We start from the raw sequence: 15,693 nt of genomic DNA, 5'->3' as shown, positions 1-15,693 counted from the left end.
TTTCATAATGTATACCCCTAGTGTATAACCTCCCTGTAAGCATAGCATATTATCCGACATTGGAAATCTTTTCTCCTATCATTCAAAAAATTATTGCAGACCATCCATGTAAGATAAAGGATTTGTTCAACAAAAATGTTTAATCCATTAAAAAGAACACCTCATCTATAAGGTGTTCTTCAGTCCATCTATTTATTATGATTGCACGCCATAACCAATCTTCTTAATTAATTCAATCGCTGTTTCTTTCTCTTCTGGAGTCAACGCACTCATAATATCATCAATTCTTTTTTCATGTTCAGGGAACATCCCCTCGATAAAGGATTTCCCTTTTTCCGTAATTTGTGCAAACGTAACACGACGATCATCTTTACATGCCACACGGATTAAATATTCTTTTTGCTCTAATTTATCCACAACATATGTGATACTACCGCTCGCAAGCAAAATTTTTCCTCCTATTTGCTGCAACGGTTGATCTCCTTTATGATAAAGCAATTCTAACACAGCAAATTCAGTAGGATTTAGTCCATGTTCAGCGATGTGTTTATTTACCATATCATTGATAGAGCGATGCGCTCGCGATAACACAATAAACAGTTTTAAAGAACGCTGAATACTATCTTTCTCCATTACTTCACAACCTTTAAATATTTTCAATTAAAATATCTCGAATTTAAATGATTGTAATATATTTCTCTTTCTTTGTCAAATTAGCCTATTAAGCACTAGGCTATTGTTTCTTTATACAGTTTGATATACTAAGAAACAGCACAGTAAATTCATACCAATAAATATTCACGCGCTTCCCATGATTCAGCATAACCTTTATATCATCCATCTCCCTTTATTAAAAGGAAGGAAAAATACATAAATGAAGGAGCTAGAAGTATCATGAACACGGCGACAACTAGTCAAAAAACAACCAAACAAAGTCAAGAAATGACATTACGTGTGTTACTCATCATTGGCTTATGCCATTTATTAAATGATTCACTACAAGCTGTTGTTCCAGCTATGTTTCCGATTTTAGAAAAGACGATGTCTCTTAGTTATACCCAACTAGGTATGATTGCGTTCACTTTAAACATCGTGTCTTCTCTCTTACAACCTGCCGTCGGTTTTTATACAGATAAAAAACCGATTCCCTATGCCCTTCCCATTGGACTGACAAGCACGCTAATAGGGGTTACATTGCTAGCCATTGCACCTACTTATTCTATCATTTTATGTGCGGTACTGCTAATGGGATTTGGCTCTGCTATTTTTCATCCAGAAGGCTCACGCGTTGCTTTTATGGCAGGGGGGCAAAGACGCGGACTTGCTCAGTCCATTTATCAAGTAGGAGGCAACAGCGGTCAAGCATTAGCTCCACTTATTACAGCCCTTATACTTGTTCCATTCGGACAAAAAGGAGCTCTTTCGTTTACACCTATTGCTTTTCTTGCTGTCATGCTATTGCTGTATATTGCGAATTGGTATGCACGTAAACTAGTAGAATTTAAACCGAAGACAAAAGCAGTACAGACGCGCAACAAAGCATTAACGAAAAAAGTGTCCATCGCATTAAGTATCGTATTATTTATCATTTTTGCTCGTTCTTGGTATATTTCTTGTATGACCAACTTTTATAGTTTTTATTTAATTGAGCAATATGGATTTCCGATTAAGACAGCACAGCTTTTTCTTTTTGCCTTTTTAGCAGCTGGAGCCATCGGTACGTTTTTTGGTGGACCATTCGCTGACCGTTTCGGCCGAAAAAATGTTATTCTTTATTCCTTTATTTTGAGCGCGCCATTAACGATTCTATTACCATTTGTATCATCTACTATAGCCTTTATCTTGTTATTAATCATCGGCTTTATTATTATGACAAGTTTTTCTGTAACGGTGATTTTCGCACAAGAATTATTTCCTGGAAAAGTTGGCACAATGGCTGGTCTAACCGTTGGATTTGCTTTTGGAATGGGAGCTGTCGGCTCTGTTGCTTTAGGAGCAATCGCAGACGTAGTGGGGATTATTACGATGATTAAAATCGTTAGTTTCTTGCCGATTTTAGGTGTTATAGCAATCATTCTTCCTTCAGATAACCTATTAAAAAAATGGTATGCATAACCTTTTTCTAACATTTTGTATACTTCCAATAGATTATCTAAATGGAGTAAGGAGCACGTTATGAGTGAAGTATTAATAGGCAGTATTTTATCTGCCCTTTCAACCGGAGTCGGCGCTTTACCGATTCTATTTCTTAAAAACACAATCAGCCATCGCTTTCGGGATACATTGCTTGCCTTTACAGCAGGCATTATGATGGCTGCTTCCATTATGAGCTTAATTCCTGAATCATTAGCAAATGGAAACTACATTCAGCTTGTTATTGGCATTTTCCTTGGCGTGCTAACATTAACATTACTTGAAAAAAACATTCCACATATGGATCTAGATCATAACAAGAGCGGAATTGAATTCGATGAGAAAGCATTGCTAATCGTTACAGCCATTACCCTTCATAACATCCCAGAAGGTTTATCAGTAGGTGTAAGCTATGCTTCGGATTCTGCTTCGGAAACAGGGAATTTAATTGCTTTTGCAATTGGCTTACAAAATGCCCCTGAAGGCTTATTAGTTGCCTTATTTCTATTTAATCAAAAAATTAGTAAGCTAAAAGCATTCATTATCGCGACCTTAACAGGATCGATTGAAATTGTTACTTCTTTATTAGGATATTATTTAACCTCTTACATTACTTTTTTAGTGCCATACGGCTTAGCATTCGCAGCAGGAGCTATGTTATTTATTATCTATAAAGAATTAATTCCTGAAAGTCACGGTGACGGGAATGAACAATCCTCAACATATTCCTTTATTATTGGATTACTTTTTATGATTCTTCTACTAGAAATCTAAACAAAATAAATGGCTGACTCAATGATTATAGGGGTCAGCCTTCTTTAGCAGCGTCTATACGTCTTCTAACTTTGTAAGTTGCTGTTTTAAAATATATCGTCGAATCGGAAATAAAGTCCCTTCCCTACTATTAATAAACTGACATCCATAACGAAAACCCTCTTCGGTTTCTTGCACATGTTGAATCATTACTTCCAGATGATTCATAGTCTCTTCCATCATAAACGATATTTTATATGGTCTATGCGCTGAAAGCTTACGCGCACAAAAAAAGCCTAGTCCCGTAATACTTACATCCAAAACAGTAACAGGTATTTCTTTTTGCTCTGATTGTATATAAGCACGTATTTCACAACAGGTACGAACGGCTTTTCTACGTTCCCTTAAATTTAACTGATCAAACCAAGGGATATATAAGTATAAATTATGTTGTTGTCTTTTTATAATTTTTGTATCAAACTTTTGATTATTAACTACACAAGCAACAGAATCTCCAGCATGAAACTCTTTTGAATCCTTAATGATTACATTCATTAGCTCCCCTTCAACTGAGAAAAGAGCGGCTTGCGTAACTTCTTGATTCTTCAATAATTGTATAAACTCCATACCATCTTCCTTTGTTCCATCGTGATGCTTTTTATTATACCAAACAATGCAACCTTTTTTGAGAAAAATTAACCAAAAGATATTTCTAATTTTGCCTACCTATTATATTCCTTGTATACAGGTCAGTTTACCCACAATCATGCCCAATAACCAAACTCTCTTTCACTTTTACTTTCACTTTCACAGCTAAATGATGCTGTAAAATCAAATATTCATTAATTAATAAATCCAATTCTTGACTTGAACGAACGGTCGGCTCACCATTCATTCCATACACTCGGGCTAATTCCATCATCTCTATTCTCTTTATATTTATTTCAGCCGAGACTTCTCTCGGGCTCCTTAACTTTTTCAACTTCATAGTAATTGGCCTTATCCCCCTAATTAATTATAGTCTTTATAATTAACTAGTATTACAAATTAAACAATATATGTAAATAGATTCGCAAAATAAGACAAAACTTTTCATTTTATGCTGTACAAACGAACAAAAAAAGAAATAATTTTTGACATTTTCTACAGGTTTTCATATAAATTAAAAGGAACCAATAAACTAGATTCTGTCAATTAGTAGAATCCCTTTAACCTGTAATATAAGCCAGATTACCATCATTACGTCCGATTTTCTTATACTAGCACTACATGAAAGAATTCCTAGTTGCATCATCATATCGATAGAGCTATGATTATTTAATGAAAAACTAGATTGGAAATACAATAATTACCAATCCGATTCTATTACACTTTTAAAGGAGGGGCTATGCGACATCGCGATACTTATTTTGATAATGCAAAATTTATTTTGATAGCTTTTGTTGTTTTTGGACATTTGCTTAATTCGTATATTTATGAAAGCGAGATTATTCAAGCTTTATATAAAACAATCTATTCTTTTCATATGCCGGCCTTCATCCTTGTATCAGGATTATTTGCTAAAGGCTTTTATGAAAAAGGATATATCCTAAAAATCACCAAAAAATTAATTCTACCTTATATTATCTTTCAAGTGATTTATACGATTTACTATTATTATTTATATCAGCGCTCATCATTATCGGTTGACTTACTTGACCCGCAATGGTCTTTATGGTTTTTAATCAGCTTATTTTGCTGGAACATTATGTTACTCGGTTTCGCAAAGCTTCCCCCTTTTATAGGCATTAGTTTATCGATTATTATTGCCTTATTAGTCGGGTATATTGATTCGGTTTCCAATTATTTAAGTTTATCGAGAACGTTTGTGTTCTTCCCATTATTCTTAATTGGCTATCATATTAGTAAAGAGAACTTAAAGCAGCTAACGAAACCAAGTATTCGAATGACATCGTTTTTCATCATGCTGCTTGTTTTCATCGGTTTCTATGTATATCCTGATTTTAATTACAAATGGCTGCTCGGTTCTAAGCCTTATTCAGAACTTGAAGAAGCAACGATTATTTCCATGTTTAAGCGGCTTGGTTTTTATGGTTTAAGTTTAATTATGGTATTTAGTTTCTTATCGTTAATTCCGCGTGGACAATACTTTTTCACAAACTGGGGAAAACAAACTCTCTATGTATATTTGCTTCACGGTTTCTTTATTAAATTCTTCCGCGAAAGTGAATTTCATAATTACTTTAATAACATGGAGTACTTCATCATACTCGTTGCCATTTCGTTTGTATTAACGACTATTCTTTCAAGTAACCTTGTAGGATCATTTGCTCAACCGATGATTGAATTAAAGCTATCTCGTTTTAAACAATTCAAGAAAAATCTCAAAGCTGGACGAACAAAACAGCATGAATCAACAACACATTAAGCATCTCTACGGAGGTGCTTTTATACTAGGTTATGTTAATAGACATTGATGCGATTTTCCGCTTAAAGGATCCAAAAATAAACAACGTTATTTAATAAATTCTAATCATAAAATTTCACATAACTATTCGTTGTCCAGTGTACGATGCAAGATTCATTTTTCAATCTCGCGTCACTATGTTAAAATAAATGATTAGTGACTTAATCTATACAAGTGATTGTTTACGAAGGAGGCATTGCGTGTACACGCATTGTAATTATGAATACAATTATTACGACATTAAATGCAAAATATATCCATACATCTCTATCCATTCGCTATTTAAAAGCTTATGCAGAACCCGACTTTTCTGTTCAATTAGCTGAATATACGATTAAAGATCCTATCATGAACATTGTTGGTGACTTATATGCGAAGAAGCCAGATATCATTGGCTTCAGCTGCTACATTTGGAATATTGAAGAAACGATGAAAGTCGTAGCGATGTTGAAGAAAATCAATCCCAATTTATGTATCGTTCTCGGTGGACCTGAAGTAACGTACGATGTTAGCGAATGGCTCGATCTCATTCCCGATGCAGACTTCATCGTTATTGGTGAAGGAGAAGTAACCTTTAAGGAATTATTAACAGAGCTAAGCGGTGAAAGAAACTTCAAAAGAATTGGTGGAATTGCCTACCGTCAAGATGGAAAGAAAACCATACAGCCACAGATTGGAAAAATCGATTTAAAGACGTTACCATCACCGTATCGTTTTGAAGAAGATCGAGAGGCTCTTTCTAAACGTGTCGTCTATATTGAAACGAGCCGCGGCTGTCCGTTTAACTGTCAATTCTGTTTATCTTCTATTGAAGTAGGCGTTCGCTATTTTGATCGTGAAAAAATTAAAGCAGATATTCGCTACTTAATGGAGCACGGTGCCAAAACGATTAAGTTTGTTGACAGAACCTTTAATATTAGCCGAAGCTATGCAATGGAAATGTTCCAATTCTTAATAGACGAGCATCGACCAGGAACGGTTTTTCAGTTTGAAATCACGGCCGATATTATGAGGCCGGAAGTAATTCAGTTTTTAAATGACCATGCACCAGCAGGTCTTTTCCGCTTTGAAATTGGTGTACAATCCACCAATGATCAAACAAATGATCTTGTCCAACGGAGACAAAATTTCGAAAAGCTGACAAGAACCGTGACAATGGTGAAGGAAGGACAAAAGATTGATCAGCATCTCGATTTAATTGCTGGTTTACCTGAAGAGGATTATTACTCTTTCCAAAAAACCTTTGATGACGTATTTGCACTAAGACCAGAGGAACTACAACTGGGCTTTTTAAAAATGCTGCGTGGAACAGGGCTGCGCATTCGCGCTAACGAACACGATTATATATACAGCGACCATGCCCCTTACGAAATTCTTGGTAATAATGTGCTATCGTTTGATGATATTGTACGCATTAAACAAGTGGAAGATGTATTAGAAAAATATTGGAATGATCACCGGATGGACTATACGATTGAGTATTTAATTCAGAACGCATTCCCCTCTCCATTCGATTTCTTCCAACAGTTCGGGACGTATTGGGATGAAAAAGGATGGTCTCGAATCGGACATCAGTTGGAAGACTTATTCCGTCGCTTACAGCAATTTTTAGCGACGAAAGACGAGATTGAAACAGATTTTGTTACCGGATTAATGAAATATGACTATTTAAACAGCCAGAAGTATAAACCGCGAAAAACTTGGTGGGAACCTTCTCAAAAGCAAGAACGTAACTGGATATACGAAGAAATTCTAGCAGATTCAACAAAGTTAGGTAAACACTTTGCTTCCCTGCAATTAAATGAAAAAGATTTGCGTAAGCATACAATGATTGAAGAACTTCCATTTGATTTAAATACGTATTTAACTACAGGTAAAATGGTGCGCCAATCCTCTGTTATGGTTGCCTATTTTGATCCTAGCGGAAAAGGCTCCACCATCTATTCATATACAACTAAATGATAAACAAAACCCCTTTTCATCCAGGCTGATGAAAAGGGGTTTCTTTACTTATCCTGTAATCACTCGTTCTTTTGGATAATGATAATTTTCTGTTACTTCTTTACGCCCCACACTGAATAATAAAGACGTAATTCCCACTCTACCAATAAACATCAAAATCATCAGAAGGCCTTTCCCAAATTCACTTAATTCAGGCGTAATTCCTAAAGACAAACCAACTGTTCCAAAAGCAGAGCATACTTCAAAAATAATCGCAGTTAACGTAAAATCTTCCGTAATCATTAAAATAAAAATACTGCTAATGCTGAGAAGTAAACCAACAATGAGTACAGCCATCGCTTTAAAAATATCATCAGGATGAATTTCTCTCTCAAACACTTTAATCGAACGTCGACCTCGTGCAAAGTTCCACACAAATAAAAGAAGAATAGCAACAGTCGTCGTCCGAATCCCGCCTCCAACAGAACTAGGAGAAGCCCCAATAAACATCAGTAAACTGAGGAGCAATAAGGTAGGCTCTGAAAAAGCTGTGATATCCATCGTAGTAAGACCTGCACTTCTCGTTGTAGTAGACATAAATAAGGAATAAAATAAAGACTCATGCCAACTTTTATCTTGCAAGAAACCATTCCATTCCATTAATAAAATAAACAAAGTACCGGCGACTACTAGTCCAAAAAACGTAATGGAAGTTAACTTTGTAAACAAAGAAAATCGAAACTTAAATGTGCGTTTTCTTGACGTAAAAAATTCTCTTAATTCCATTAAAACAGGAAAACCAATCGCTCCTAGAATCAATAAAATCATGACGACTGTTTGAACAAAATAATCATGTTGATACGGAACCATAGAAATGCCCGTAATATCAAAACCGGCATTTGTCGTGGCACTAATAGACATAAACAAGCCATTTAGCATCGCGCTTCCTAAGTCTGGCTCATATTTGAGAAACCATATTCCAAGAATAAGTGCACCTATAAATTCAATCACCAAAAAGATTTCAATAATTTGTTTTAATAATTTAACAGCGCCTGATAATTGCATCTGATTTTGATCGGCCATAATTAATTGACGTTCTTTTAAACCGATTTTCTTGCCTACGATAAGCCAGAAGAAGGTTCCTAACGTCATAATCCCAATTCCACCAAATTGGAGAACAAACATCAAAATAAAATAACCCGGAACCGTAAGCACTTCCGATACGTTAACAACCGATAATCCGGTTACACTTACGGCACTCACTGCCGTAAATAAGGCATCACTAAAGCTATATTCCACTTCTGGCTGAATCGCAATTGGGAGGCTAAGCAAGCCTGTAGAAATACTAACGGCAATAAAGTAATACCCAATAATAAGCTGAGCAGGAGAAAGCCTAGCCAATATTTTTTTAAACATAATCATCTACACGTTCCCGTTCCTCTCGTTCTGTTGAAATTCTCTTCAAACGTATGTAAAATACAACTCCACTCAGTTAGCATCCTCTTTGTAGGATACTGAGCTCGGATTGAAATTATCAATTCTTGTCAAGCAATGAGTCTCTCTCGCCATTAACTTATTGAATTAAAATAATTTCTTAACCTAGTGTACCCGTTTTTCAACCATTTTCCAATCCTTCTCGACTTATTCCATTCCTTCAACTATAAGGTGCTCTTGCCAATAGAAAAGCAACCGCAACGCAACTAAAAAAAATTAATCTACTTATACTATGACTACAGCGGCAGATGCCACTGTATAACATATAAACTAAAGGAGATTATAACATGGCTAATAATAACAGCAGTAATAAATTACTTGTTCCTGGAATTGAACAAGCTTTAGAACAAATTAAATATGAAATCGCTTCTGAGTTTGGCGTTCAATTAGGATCTGATACGTCAGCACGTGCAAATGGATCTGTAGGCGGAGAAATCACAAAACGATTAGTGCAACAAGCTCAATCTCAGCTTAGCGGTAAATTTTAATACAATAGAATAACATGGCTAAAGCCCGGTCTTTGACCGGGCTCTTTCATTAATCATCCTGACGCTGCTTCTCTCTATTGTTATTTTCTTTTTTATGATTACCTGCATTACCTGGATGAGATTTCTCTTCTTTTTTTACTGGTTTATACAGTTGTTCTTTGCGTTGTTCCTTCTCTTTCTCTCGTTGCGCTTTTTGCCATTCCTTTTCTTTCTCTCGTTGTACTTTTTGCCATTCCTTTTCTTTCTCTTGTTGTACTTTTTGCCATTTCTTCTCTTTCTCTTGTTGTACTTTTTGCCATTTCTTCTCTTTCTCTTGTTGTACTTTTTGCCATTCTTTCTCTTTCTTTCGTTGTTCTTGTTGCTGTTCTCTTTCTTTAGATACATGTTCTTTTTTTGATGAAGATGGCTTTTCTTTGTTAGACTTCTCCGTTTCTACTGACTTTTGATTATCCTTCAACCCCGACTGACTAGAAGATTTCTCATTTGTTGCTTTTTTTGTTTCCTGATTCGTTTGTAAAGGCTGAGCCGTCTTCTTCTCTTCAGTCTTTTGAACAGGAGTATTCGTTATTTGACTTTTCTCTTTTGATTGATTGTCCTCATTCGTCTGAATCTTCTTTTGCTGACTCTCCCGCTTTTGTTCAACATATTTTCCTGTTGAGAGCCCCTGTCTTTTAGCTTCATTACGCTCTTCTTTTGTCGCTTGAATAACTTGTACTTTTGTACGATTTATCGGCCATTGCTGGGACATATGCTGCAGCTCTTTATTTAATTGCTGATTGACCTTCTTATTCTTTTCGATCATGGTTGTGGAGACGACAATCTTCTGTGTAGAACCCTTCAAATAGCCTAGTTCCTTTGTCTTGGCAACAATGTTGTCAGTCACTGTCGAAAGCTCCTTATTTTCCCATACACCCAATTCCTTCACGACACGCTTTCCTTCATCATTTAACCCTTTTAGTTCAATCACATCTAAATCATCATCTACACCTATTTCAACACTAGGATTTACATCAATCGTCATGTAAGCAGATACATGAGTGGAGGGTTGAACAGCAATAATTGAGAAAAATAGAAGACAAGCAGAGGCAAACGTGCCAATAACGGCTATTTTCTTAGAAGAAATGGGAAACGTTCGTTCTACTGGGATAATCGTTACTTCATCACCAATTTCATACACTCCGTTATCCCGGTTTCTTCTGACAAACTCACCTTCTGGGGTCAACAACGTAATATGTCGTTTAGTCACTGATAGAACTATACCCTTTTTCACTGCTGAGTCACCCCTTCTATGTAATGCGATAAGTACACAAACTCTTCATTTAAAATGATACACATCGCAATAATATATTTACGATGTCGTTCAATCGTTTTTCTACTCACTCGTACTTTTTCCTCTAATTGTTTAATCGGAAGCCGTTTCTTCATGAACAAAAGGTCTCTTAGCTCCCCATCATCCATTAATGTCTTCGCAATAGAAATTGCTCCTAAACGAGCATCTATATGCTTTGGTGAATGATGAACTAATTCTTGAAAAGATAAGCCAAATTCCTGTAAACGACGATTATAAAGAAGAATTTCCTCTCTTCTTTTTAACGTTTCTTGCTCCTGTTCAAATGCCTGAATAGAATTTTGATCATCGAGAAATGAATCATCGCCCCCCTCTTCATTCCAAGCAGACTCCAAAATCACTTCCTTATTTCTTGACTGACTTCTTAAATAATCAATAACTCGGCGCTTAATAATAACCTCAGCAAACGCAAGCAAAGACTTTCCTTTTTCACATGAATATTTATCAATTGCTTCATTGAAAGCAATCAGACCAATACTGTATTCATCATCTGATTCATGAATATATCGATTACAAACGCTTGAAACTGTTTTAGCAATAAAAGGCTTATAAGAATGGATCGTATCATTTCGAAGCTTCGTGTCACCTTGTTGAATTTTGATGACGCAATCTTCTAATGAACGTTTTTTCTTCAATGCTGTAAATAAAAAACCTATCATGCGTACATCTCACTCCTTTTGACCATTAAACATAAGGTCAATATATTAATCTTAAGCGGAGCAGATGTGAATCACAGTTTCAAAAGTCCTATTTTCAAAACAAATTCATATTTCCGTTATGAAACATAAGAAATAATACCCATTTTTCATGTTGGGTGTTTCCTCTTTATCCGAACTCCCTATAATAATACGAGATAGAAGATTTTTTTATGGGGATAATCGATTCATAAAAAAATCCAGGCGCCATATCAGACACCTGAATTGTTATTTAGACTTCTTGTATTTGTTTGTCTTGTTTGTCTTGTTTGTCTTGTTTGTCTTGTTTGTCTTTTTTTCCCGATAATAGAAAAGCTCCAACTGCAATTCCAAGTAACACAGTCCAGAAAATTGACTTCCATACAATGGATTCTGGGAAGTGTTCATTAATGACCCCTAATGACGGATGAGCAAGTGTATGAACGGCCAGCTTTACGCCAACCCAACCTACAATCAAAAAGGCTGCTGTTTCAAGGGATGGTCGTTGATGTAATACTTTCACGAACGCATTAGCTGCAAATCGCATAATAACTAAGCCAATGATTCCACCTAAGAACATCACCGAAAACTGTCCGCCATCAATACCGCCCACTTTGAACCATCCTGTTTCAGGAAGGGTTACCGCTAATGCTACAGCTGCAAGCATAGAGTCAATCGCAAAGGCAATATCTGCGAGCTCTACTTTTAAAACAGTCATCCAGAAGCCAGAAGTGGCTTTCGCTTTCGGCGCAACATCCAACTCATTCCCATAATACTTTTTATAAATATTATGACAAGCAATAAATAGTAAGTATAAGGCACCAATCGCTTGAATTTGCCATATATTAACCAAATATGTGATAAGAAACAAGCTGGCAAAGCGGAATACAAACGCTCCAAATAACCCATAGAATAACGCTTTTCGTTGTTGATCTTTTGGTAGGTGTTTAACCATGACGGCCATAACAACTGCATTGTCTGCGGCAAGAAGTCCTTCAAGGGCAATTAATACGAGAAGAACCCAGCCGTATTCCAATAATAGTGATGCATCCATTTACTTTTCCCTCCAATAGTTAGTATGTCTTTCCCCCTATCGGCATTCGGCAAAACAAAAAGACCTCTGCCGTAATAGGCAAAGGTCTTGCTGAACATGAAGTCATGTCAACAAAGCCGATGAATGTCTCCATTCATGTAATGACGACTTTGTTTTAGGGCGAACCCTAACGCTACTCCCCTTTGATTAAGGAAAAATCATATTTAATATATTAGTAGTATATGATATACCTTTCTATAACACAAGTATTTTTTAAACGATTGTGAAAAAATAGGGCAATTTTCCTTATTTATCCTTAAAATTCGATAATTTAAGTAATTGTTGATAGCTCTTTATAAAAGAAACCCAACTGATTTTCCTAGCGAAATACTGTTGAAAAAGCGAAAGAAAATGGGTATATTTACCTTCATATGGGTACCATTGAATTTCAGCGGACTTTTTCCCTGAATCATGTACAATTGCTTTTTCATGACAAAAAATACGAAGGCCACCTTCACCATGATAGCTGCCAATCCCACTCTGTTTGGCACCGCCAAACGGTAAATGAGGATTAGCGACTGAAACAAGCACATCATTAATATTAACAGCCCCTGTCACTAATTGCGCCGCAACCCGCTTTGCTCTATGTTCATCAGAGGTCCAAACGCTTGAATTTAAACCGTATGCACTATCATTTGCAAGTTGAACCGCCTCTGCTTCTGTATCAAAAGGAATAACAGGCAGCAGGGGACCAAAAGATTCTTCATTAATTACTTTCATTGTATGATTCACATTTGATAAAAGTGAAGGTTGGATAAAACACGTACCTTGCTCCCATTCGTCAGGTGCGGTCCCTATTTCAAGCGTTGCTCCCTTATCAAGAGCATCCCGAATATGATCGGCTACAATATCCAATTGAGCAGGGAATGTCATCGAACCAACATCATCATGCAGCGAATCTCCCTGTTTTAAGGAAGCTACTTTCTTCTTCAATAGCGTCAGAAATTGTTCATAAATTGGACGCTCTATATAAAGTCGTTCAACGCTCATACATACTTGACCGCTGTTTGTAAATGCTCCCCATAAAGCTGCATTTACCGCCCGCTCTATGTTAGCATCTTGAAAAACAATCATCGGGTCTTTCCCGCCTAGCTCAAGTGTCGTTGGAATCAATTGTTTTGCCGCCACTTCTGCAATAATCTTTCCTGTTCGCACAGAACCTGTAAAGAAAATATAATCTGGCTTTTGTTCAGTAAGTGCTGCTCCTAACTCTTTTCCACCGTGAGCAAATTGAACAACTCCTTCTGGAAAACCAGCTTCTACAAATAATTCTTCTATCATTTTACCAACTAGAGGAGTTACTTCGGAAGGCTTCGCAATAACTGTATTCCCCCCGACAAGGGCTGAAATTATAGGCGTTACCGCTAGTTGAAAAGGATAGTTCCACGGGGATATCACAAGGACAGTCCCCCTTGGCATATACTCCACATATGATGTTTTCCCGATTAATAATAAAGGTGTTTTCATTTTTTGTCGTTTCAATAACTTTTCAGCATGCTTTTCAACATACAGCATGGCATCAAGCGTTGGCATTAAATCTGCCACAAGCGCTTCTGTTTTGACCTTTCCTGTATCTTTCGAGATGATGTCAGCAAGCTTATCCATCTTGTCCACAATTAAAAGCCTTAGCTGCCGAATGTACTCGATTCTCTTCGAAATAGAAAGTGTTGACCACATATCAAAGGCCTTATGTGATTGTTCATATAGCTTAGGAATGGAGTCAAGCGACGTTTCCTCCAGCTCAGCAATCTTCTCACCAGTTGCTGGAGCATATACATTCCACTTCATTTGTTGCTGCACCATGTATCCCTCATCCTCGTCTGTCATCATTCATTTTAGCTCCATTATATAACGTTGTTCATATTATTAAAAAAATCAGCTCTATCCGCGCTACATAATCTTATTGTATAAAACATTTCACCTTCACGCTATTTCAAAGAAAAAAGGCTTAAATTTCATTTTCCAAAGGAAGTTTGCCCCTTCTTGGCGAAAATATGATTTTAGACGAATTTTTTTTTCCATTACAGGCAGTTTTCCGTTACTATAGAGAAGGGCGATTTGGTCGCTCATATGTAAAATAGAGGTGAACGCACAGGTGAAAAGAATAATTAAAGCCTACGACTATCCAATTTTTATCGCTATTGTGCTACTCTGCTTATTCGGACTCGTTATGGTGTACAGTTCTAGCATGATTACAGCTGTAGGACGTTACAACTACCCAATGGATTACTTTTATGAGAAACAAAAGATAGCACTAATCATCTCTTTTGTAGCTATGATTGCGGCGATGGTTTTTCCTTATAAAGCTTATCAAAATAAAAAGTTTCTCATGTTTATCATGTTTGGTATTGCAGGCTCATTAATCGTCGTCGATTTATTCGGTCATGCTTCAAGCGGAGCTCAAAGTTGGATTAAAATAGGATCTAGCTCGTTTCAACCAGCGGAATTCGCGAAGCTGGCGATGATTATTTATCTTGCCGCTATGTACGGAAAAAGACAGGATCGTATTAACAATATTGATAAAGCAGTCATCCCGCCGATTTTGTTTCTCATCGGGATTTGTTATTTAATTGCTACTCAGCCCGATTACGGATCAGCAGTCATTATCTTTCTCATCTCCTGTACGATTATTGTCTCTTCTGGTATGACGTTAAAAAGCTTAAGTAAACTTTTGATTATCTTCGTAAGCCTTGCAGGGATTTTTGCTCTAGGTGTACTTCTTACAGGAAATTTATCGAGTGTATTTTCCGATAATAAGGTGGCTCGTTTCACAGGGTTTATGGACCCTTTTGGTACAGCAGGTGATGATGGATATCAGCTTGTTAACTCACTTCTGGCCATTGGATCGGGAGGATTAACAGGGGTAGGTCTAGGCGATAGTGTGCAGAAATATGGATATCTTCCAGAAGCACATACCGATTTTATTTTGGCCATTATTTCTGAAGAATTAGGGATTTTTGGAGTAGGATTTGTATTGCTTACTCTCGGATTTATCGTGTTGCGTGGATTTATACTGTCCGCTAAATGCAAGGATCCTTTTGGAAGTCTATTATTAATTGGAATTTCTTCGATGATTGGTATTCAAGTATTTATTAATGTCGGTGGTGTAATAGGATTAATTCCAATTACAGGAATCACTTTACCCTTTATTAGTTATGGAGGAACTTCATTGCTGCTCATGATGATTTCGATGGGAATCTTTCAAAATATCATTATGCGTATGAATCTACTCGAAGAAAAAGAAAATAGCACTCCAAAGATTATAGAGGAGATACATAACAGCCAGTAAACACTTACTGGCT

14 protein-coding genes and 1 riboswitch are annotated in these 15,693 nt (G+C 36.5%); of the genes, 6 read left to right on the top strand and 8 right to left on the bottom strand.

The features are described from left to right. Nucleotides 1-195 precede the first annotated feature (195 nt). Complete coding sequence (locus ACE199_RS01165; protein WP_375348263.1) at nucleotides 196-633, bottom strand: MarR family winged helix-turn-helix transcriptional regulator; 438 nt, start codon at nucleotides 631-633, stop codon at nucleotides 196-198. A 261-nt stretch (nucleotides 634-894) separates the two neighbouring features. Between ACE199_RS01165 and ACE199_RS01160 the strand changes: the two genes are divergently transcribed. Continuing rightward, a complete protein-coding gene (locus ACE199_RS01160) occupies nucleotides 895-2,115 on the top strand; it encodes an MFS transporter (protein WP_375348262.1) in 1,221 nt (406 codons plus the stop codon). A gap of 60 nt (nucleotides 2,116-2,175) precedes the next feature. Next, entirely contained in the window at nucleotides 2,176-2,907 is a 732-nt protein-coding gene (locus ACE199_RS01155) for a ZIP family metal transporter (RefSeq protein ID WP_127759616.1), read from the top strand. A 54-nt stretch (nucleotides 2,908-2,961) separates the two neighbouring features. On the opposite strand, the gene ACE199_RS01150 is transcribed toward ACE199_RS01155, so the two are convergent. Both ACE199_RS01150 and ACE199_RS01145 read right to left on the bottom strand, forming a co-directional pair. Continuing rightward, on the bottom strand, nucleotides 2,962-3,513 hold the full coding sequence (locus tag ACE199_RS01150; protein WP_127759615.1) for a PilZ domain-containing protein: 552 nt from the start codon (nucleotides 3,511-3,513) through the stop codon (nucleotides 2,962-2,964). A 127-nt stretch (nucleotides 3,514-3,640) separates the two neighbouring features. Next, nucleotides 3,641-3,874: an aspartyl-phosphate phosphatase Spo0E family protein gene (locus tag ACE199_RS01145; RefSeq protein WP_119116107.1), complete on the bottom strand. Its 234-nt coding sequence runs from the start codon at nucleotides 3,872-3,874 to the stop codon at nucleotides 3,641-3,643. 399 nt (nucleotides 3,875-4,273) lie between these two features. Between ACE199_RS01145 and ACE199_RS01140 the strand changes: the two genes are divergently transcribed. Both ACE199_RS01140 and ACE199_RS01135 read left to right on the top strand, forming a co-directional pair. Further along, entirely contained in the window at nucleotides 4,274-5,314 is a 1,041-nt protein-coding gene (locus tag ACE199_RS01140; protein WP_375348261.1) for an acyltransferase family protein, read from the top strand. A 258-nt stretch (nucleotides 5,315-5,572) separates the two neighbouring features. Continuing rightward, complete coding sequence (locus tag ACE199_RS01135; protein WP_375348260.1) at nucleotides 5,573-7,315, top strand: B12-binding domain-containing radical SAM protein; 1,743 nt, start codon at nucleotides 5,573-5,575, stop codon at nucleotides 7,313-7,315. A 48-nt stretch (nucleotides 7,316-7,363) separates the two neighbouring features. On the opposite strand, the gene ACE199_RS01130 is transcribed toward ACE199_RS01135, so the two are convergent. After that, nucleotides 7,364-8,710 carry a TrkH family potassium uptake protein gene (locus tag ACE199_RS01130; RefSeq protein ID WP_375348604.1) on the bottom strand — a complete coding sequence of 449 codons (1,347 nt, stop codon included), beginning with the start codon at nucleotides 8,708-8,710 and terminating at the stop codon, nucleotides 7,364-7,366. Nucleotides 8,711-9,075: 365 nt separating this feature from the next. On the opposite strand from ACE199_RS01130, the gene ACE199_RS01125 reads away from it, so the two are divergent. Further along, the gene (locus ACE199_RS01125; protein WP_119116104.1) at nucleotides 9,076-9,276 is read left to right on the top strand and encodes an alpha/beta-type small acid-soluble spore protein; all 201 of its coding nucleotides are present in this window, start codon (nucleotides 9,076-9,078) and stop codon (nucleotides 9,274-9,276) included. A 49-nt stretch (nucleotides 9,277-9,325) separates the two neighbouring features. Here the strand turns inward: ACE199_RS01125 and ACE199_RS01120 are convergent, their stop codons facing one another. The 4 genes from ACE199_RS01120 to ACE199_RS01105 all read right to left on the bottom strand — a co-directional run bounded on the left by ACE199_RS01120 (nucleotide 9,326) and on the right by ACE199_RS01105 (nucleotide 14,221). After that, the gene (locus ACE199_RS01120) at nucleotides 9,326-10,546 is read right to left on the bottom strand and encodes an anti-sigma factor domain-containing protein (protein ID WP_375348259.1); all 1,221 of its coding nucleotides are present in this window, start codon (nucleotides 10,544-10,546) and stop codon (nucleotides 9,326-9,328) included. After that, nucleotides 10,543-11,283, bottom strand: a complete 741-nt coding sequence (gene sigI / locus ACE199_RS01115) for an RNA polymerase sigma factor SigI (RefSeq protein ID WP_252293969.1) — start codon at nucleotides 11,281-11,283, stop codon at nucleotides 10,543-10,545. Before sigI ends, ACE199_RS01120 begins: the two co-directional genes overlap by 4 nt. A 268-nt stretch (nucleotides 11,284-11,551) precedes the next feature. Continuing rightward, complete coding sequence (locus tag ACE199_RS01110; protein WP_375348258.1) at nucleotides 11,552-12,352, bottom strand: TerC family protein; 801 nt, start codon at nucleotides 12,350-12,352, stop codon at nucleotides 11,552-11,554. A 92-nt stretch (nucleotides 12,353-12,444) separates the two neighbouring features. After that, nucleotides 12,445-12,545: riboswitch (yybP-ykoY riboswitch) on the bottom strand. 92 nt (nucleotides 12,546-12,637) lie between these two features. Continuing rightward, a complete protein-coding gene (locus ACE199_RS01105) occupies nucleotides 12,638-14,221 on the bottom strand; it encodes an aldehyde dehydrogenase family protein (protein ID WP_375348257.1) in 1,584 nt (527 codons plus the stop codon). A 265-nt stretch (nucleotides 14,222-14,486) separates the two neighbouring features. Here ACE199_RS01105 and ACE199_RS01100 point away from each other — a divergent pair, with 265 nt between their 5' ends. After that, on the top strand, nucleotides 14,487-15,680 hold the full coding sequence (locus tag ACE199_RS01100; RefSeq protein ID WP_375348255.1) for an FtsW/RodA/SpoVE family cell cycle protein: 1,194 nt from the start codon (nucleotides 14,487-14,489) through the stop codon (nucleotides 15,678-15,680). Nucleotides 15,681-15,693 lie beyond the last annotated feature (13 nt).

The sequence above is a fragment of the Peribacillus sp. Hz7 genome, from assembly GCF_042136355.1.
Lineage (GTDB): Bacteria > Bacillota > Bacilli > Bacillales > DSM-1321 > Peribacillus > Peribacillus asahii_A.
This window is presented reverse-complemented; position numbering and strand designations above follow the sequence as displayed.

What these genes read in the sequence shown, in the direction of transcription:
- ACE199_RS01165 (WP_375348263.1), bottom strand. Translation starts at nt 633, where the DNA reads ATGGAGAAAGATAGTATTCAGCGTTCTTTAAAACTGTTTATTGTGTTA.
- ACE199_RS01160 (WP_375348262.1), top strand. Translation starts at nt 895, where the DNA reads ATGAACACGGCGACAACTAGTCAAAAAACAACCAAACAAAGTCAAGAA.
- ACE199_RS01155 (WP_127759616.1), top strand. Translation starts at nt 2,176, where the DNA reads ATGAGTGAAGTATTAATAGGCAGTATTTTATCTGCCCTTTCAACCGGA.
- ACE199_RS01150 (WP_127759615.1), bottom strand. Translation starts at nt 3,513, where the DNA reads ATGGAGTTTATACAATTATTGAAGAATCAAGAAGTTACGCAAGCCGCT.
- ACE199_RS01145 (WP_119116107.1), bottom strand. Translation starts at nt 3,874, where the DNA reads ATGAAGTTGAAAAAGTTAAGGAGCCCGAGAGAAGTCTCGGCTGAAATA.
- ACE199_RS01140 (WP_375348261.1), top strand. Translation starts at nt 4,274, where the DNA reads ATGCGACATCGCGATACTTATTTTGATAATGCAAAATTTATTTTGATA.
- ACE199_RS01135 (WP_375348260.1), top strand. Translation starts at nt 5,573, where the DNA reads ATGAATACAATTATTACGACATTAAATGCAAAATATATCCATACATCT.
- ACE199_RS01130 (WP_375348604.1), bottom strand. Translation starts at nt 8,710, where the DNA reads ATGTTTAAAAAAATATTGGCTAGGCTTTCTCCTGCTCAGCTTATTATT.
- ACE199_RS01125 (WP_119116104.1), top strand. Translation starts at nt 9,076, where the DNA reads ATGGCTAATAATAACAGCAGTAATAAATTACTTGTTCCTGGAATTGAA.
- sigI (WP_252293969.1), bottom strand. Translation starts at nt 11,283, where the DNA reads ATGATAGGTTTTTTATTTACAGCATTGAAGAAAAAACGTTCATTAGAA.
- ACE199_RS01110 (WP_375348258.1), bottom strand. Translation starts at nt 12,352, where the DNA reads ATGGATGCATCACTATTATTGGAATACGGCTGGGTTCTTCTCGTATTA.
- ACE199_RS01105 (WP_375348257.1), bottom strand. Translation starts at nt 14,221, where the DNA reads ATGATGACAGACGAGGATGAGGGATACATGGTGCAGCAACAAATGAAG.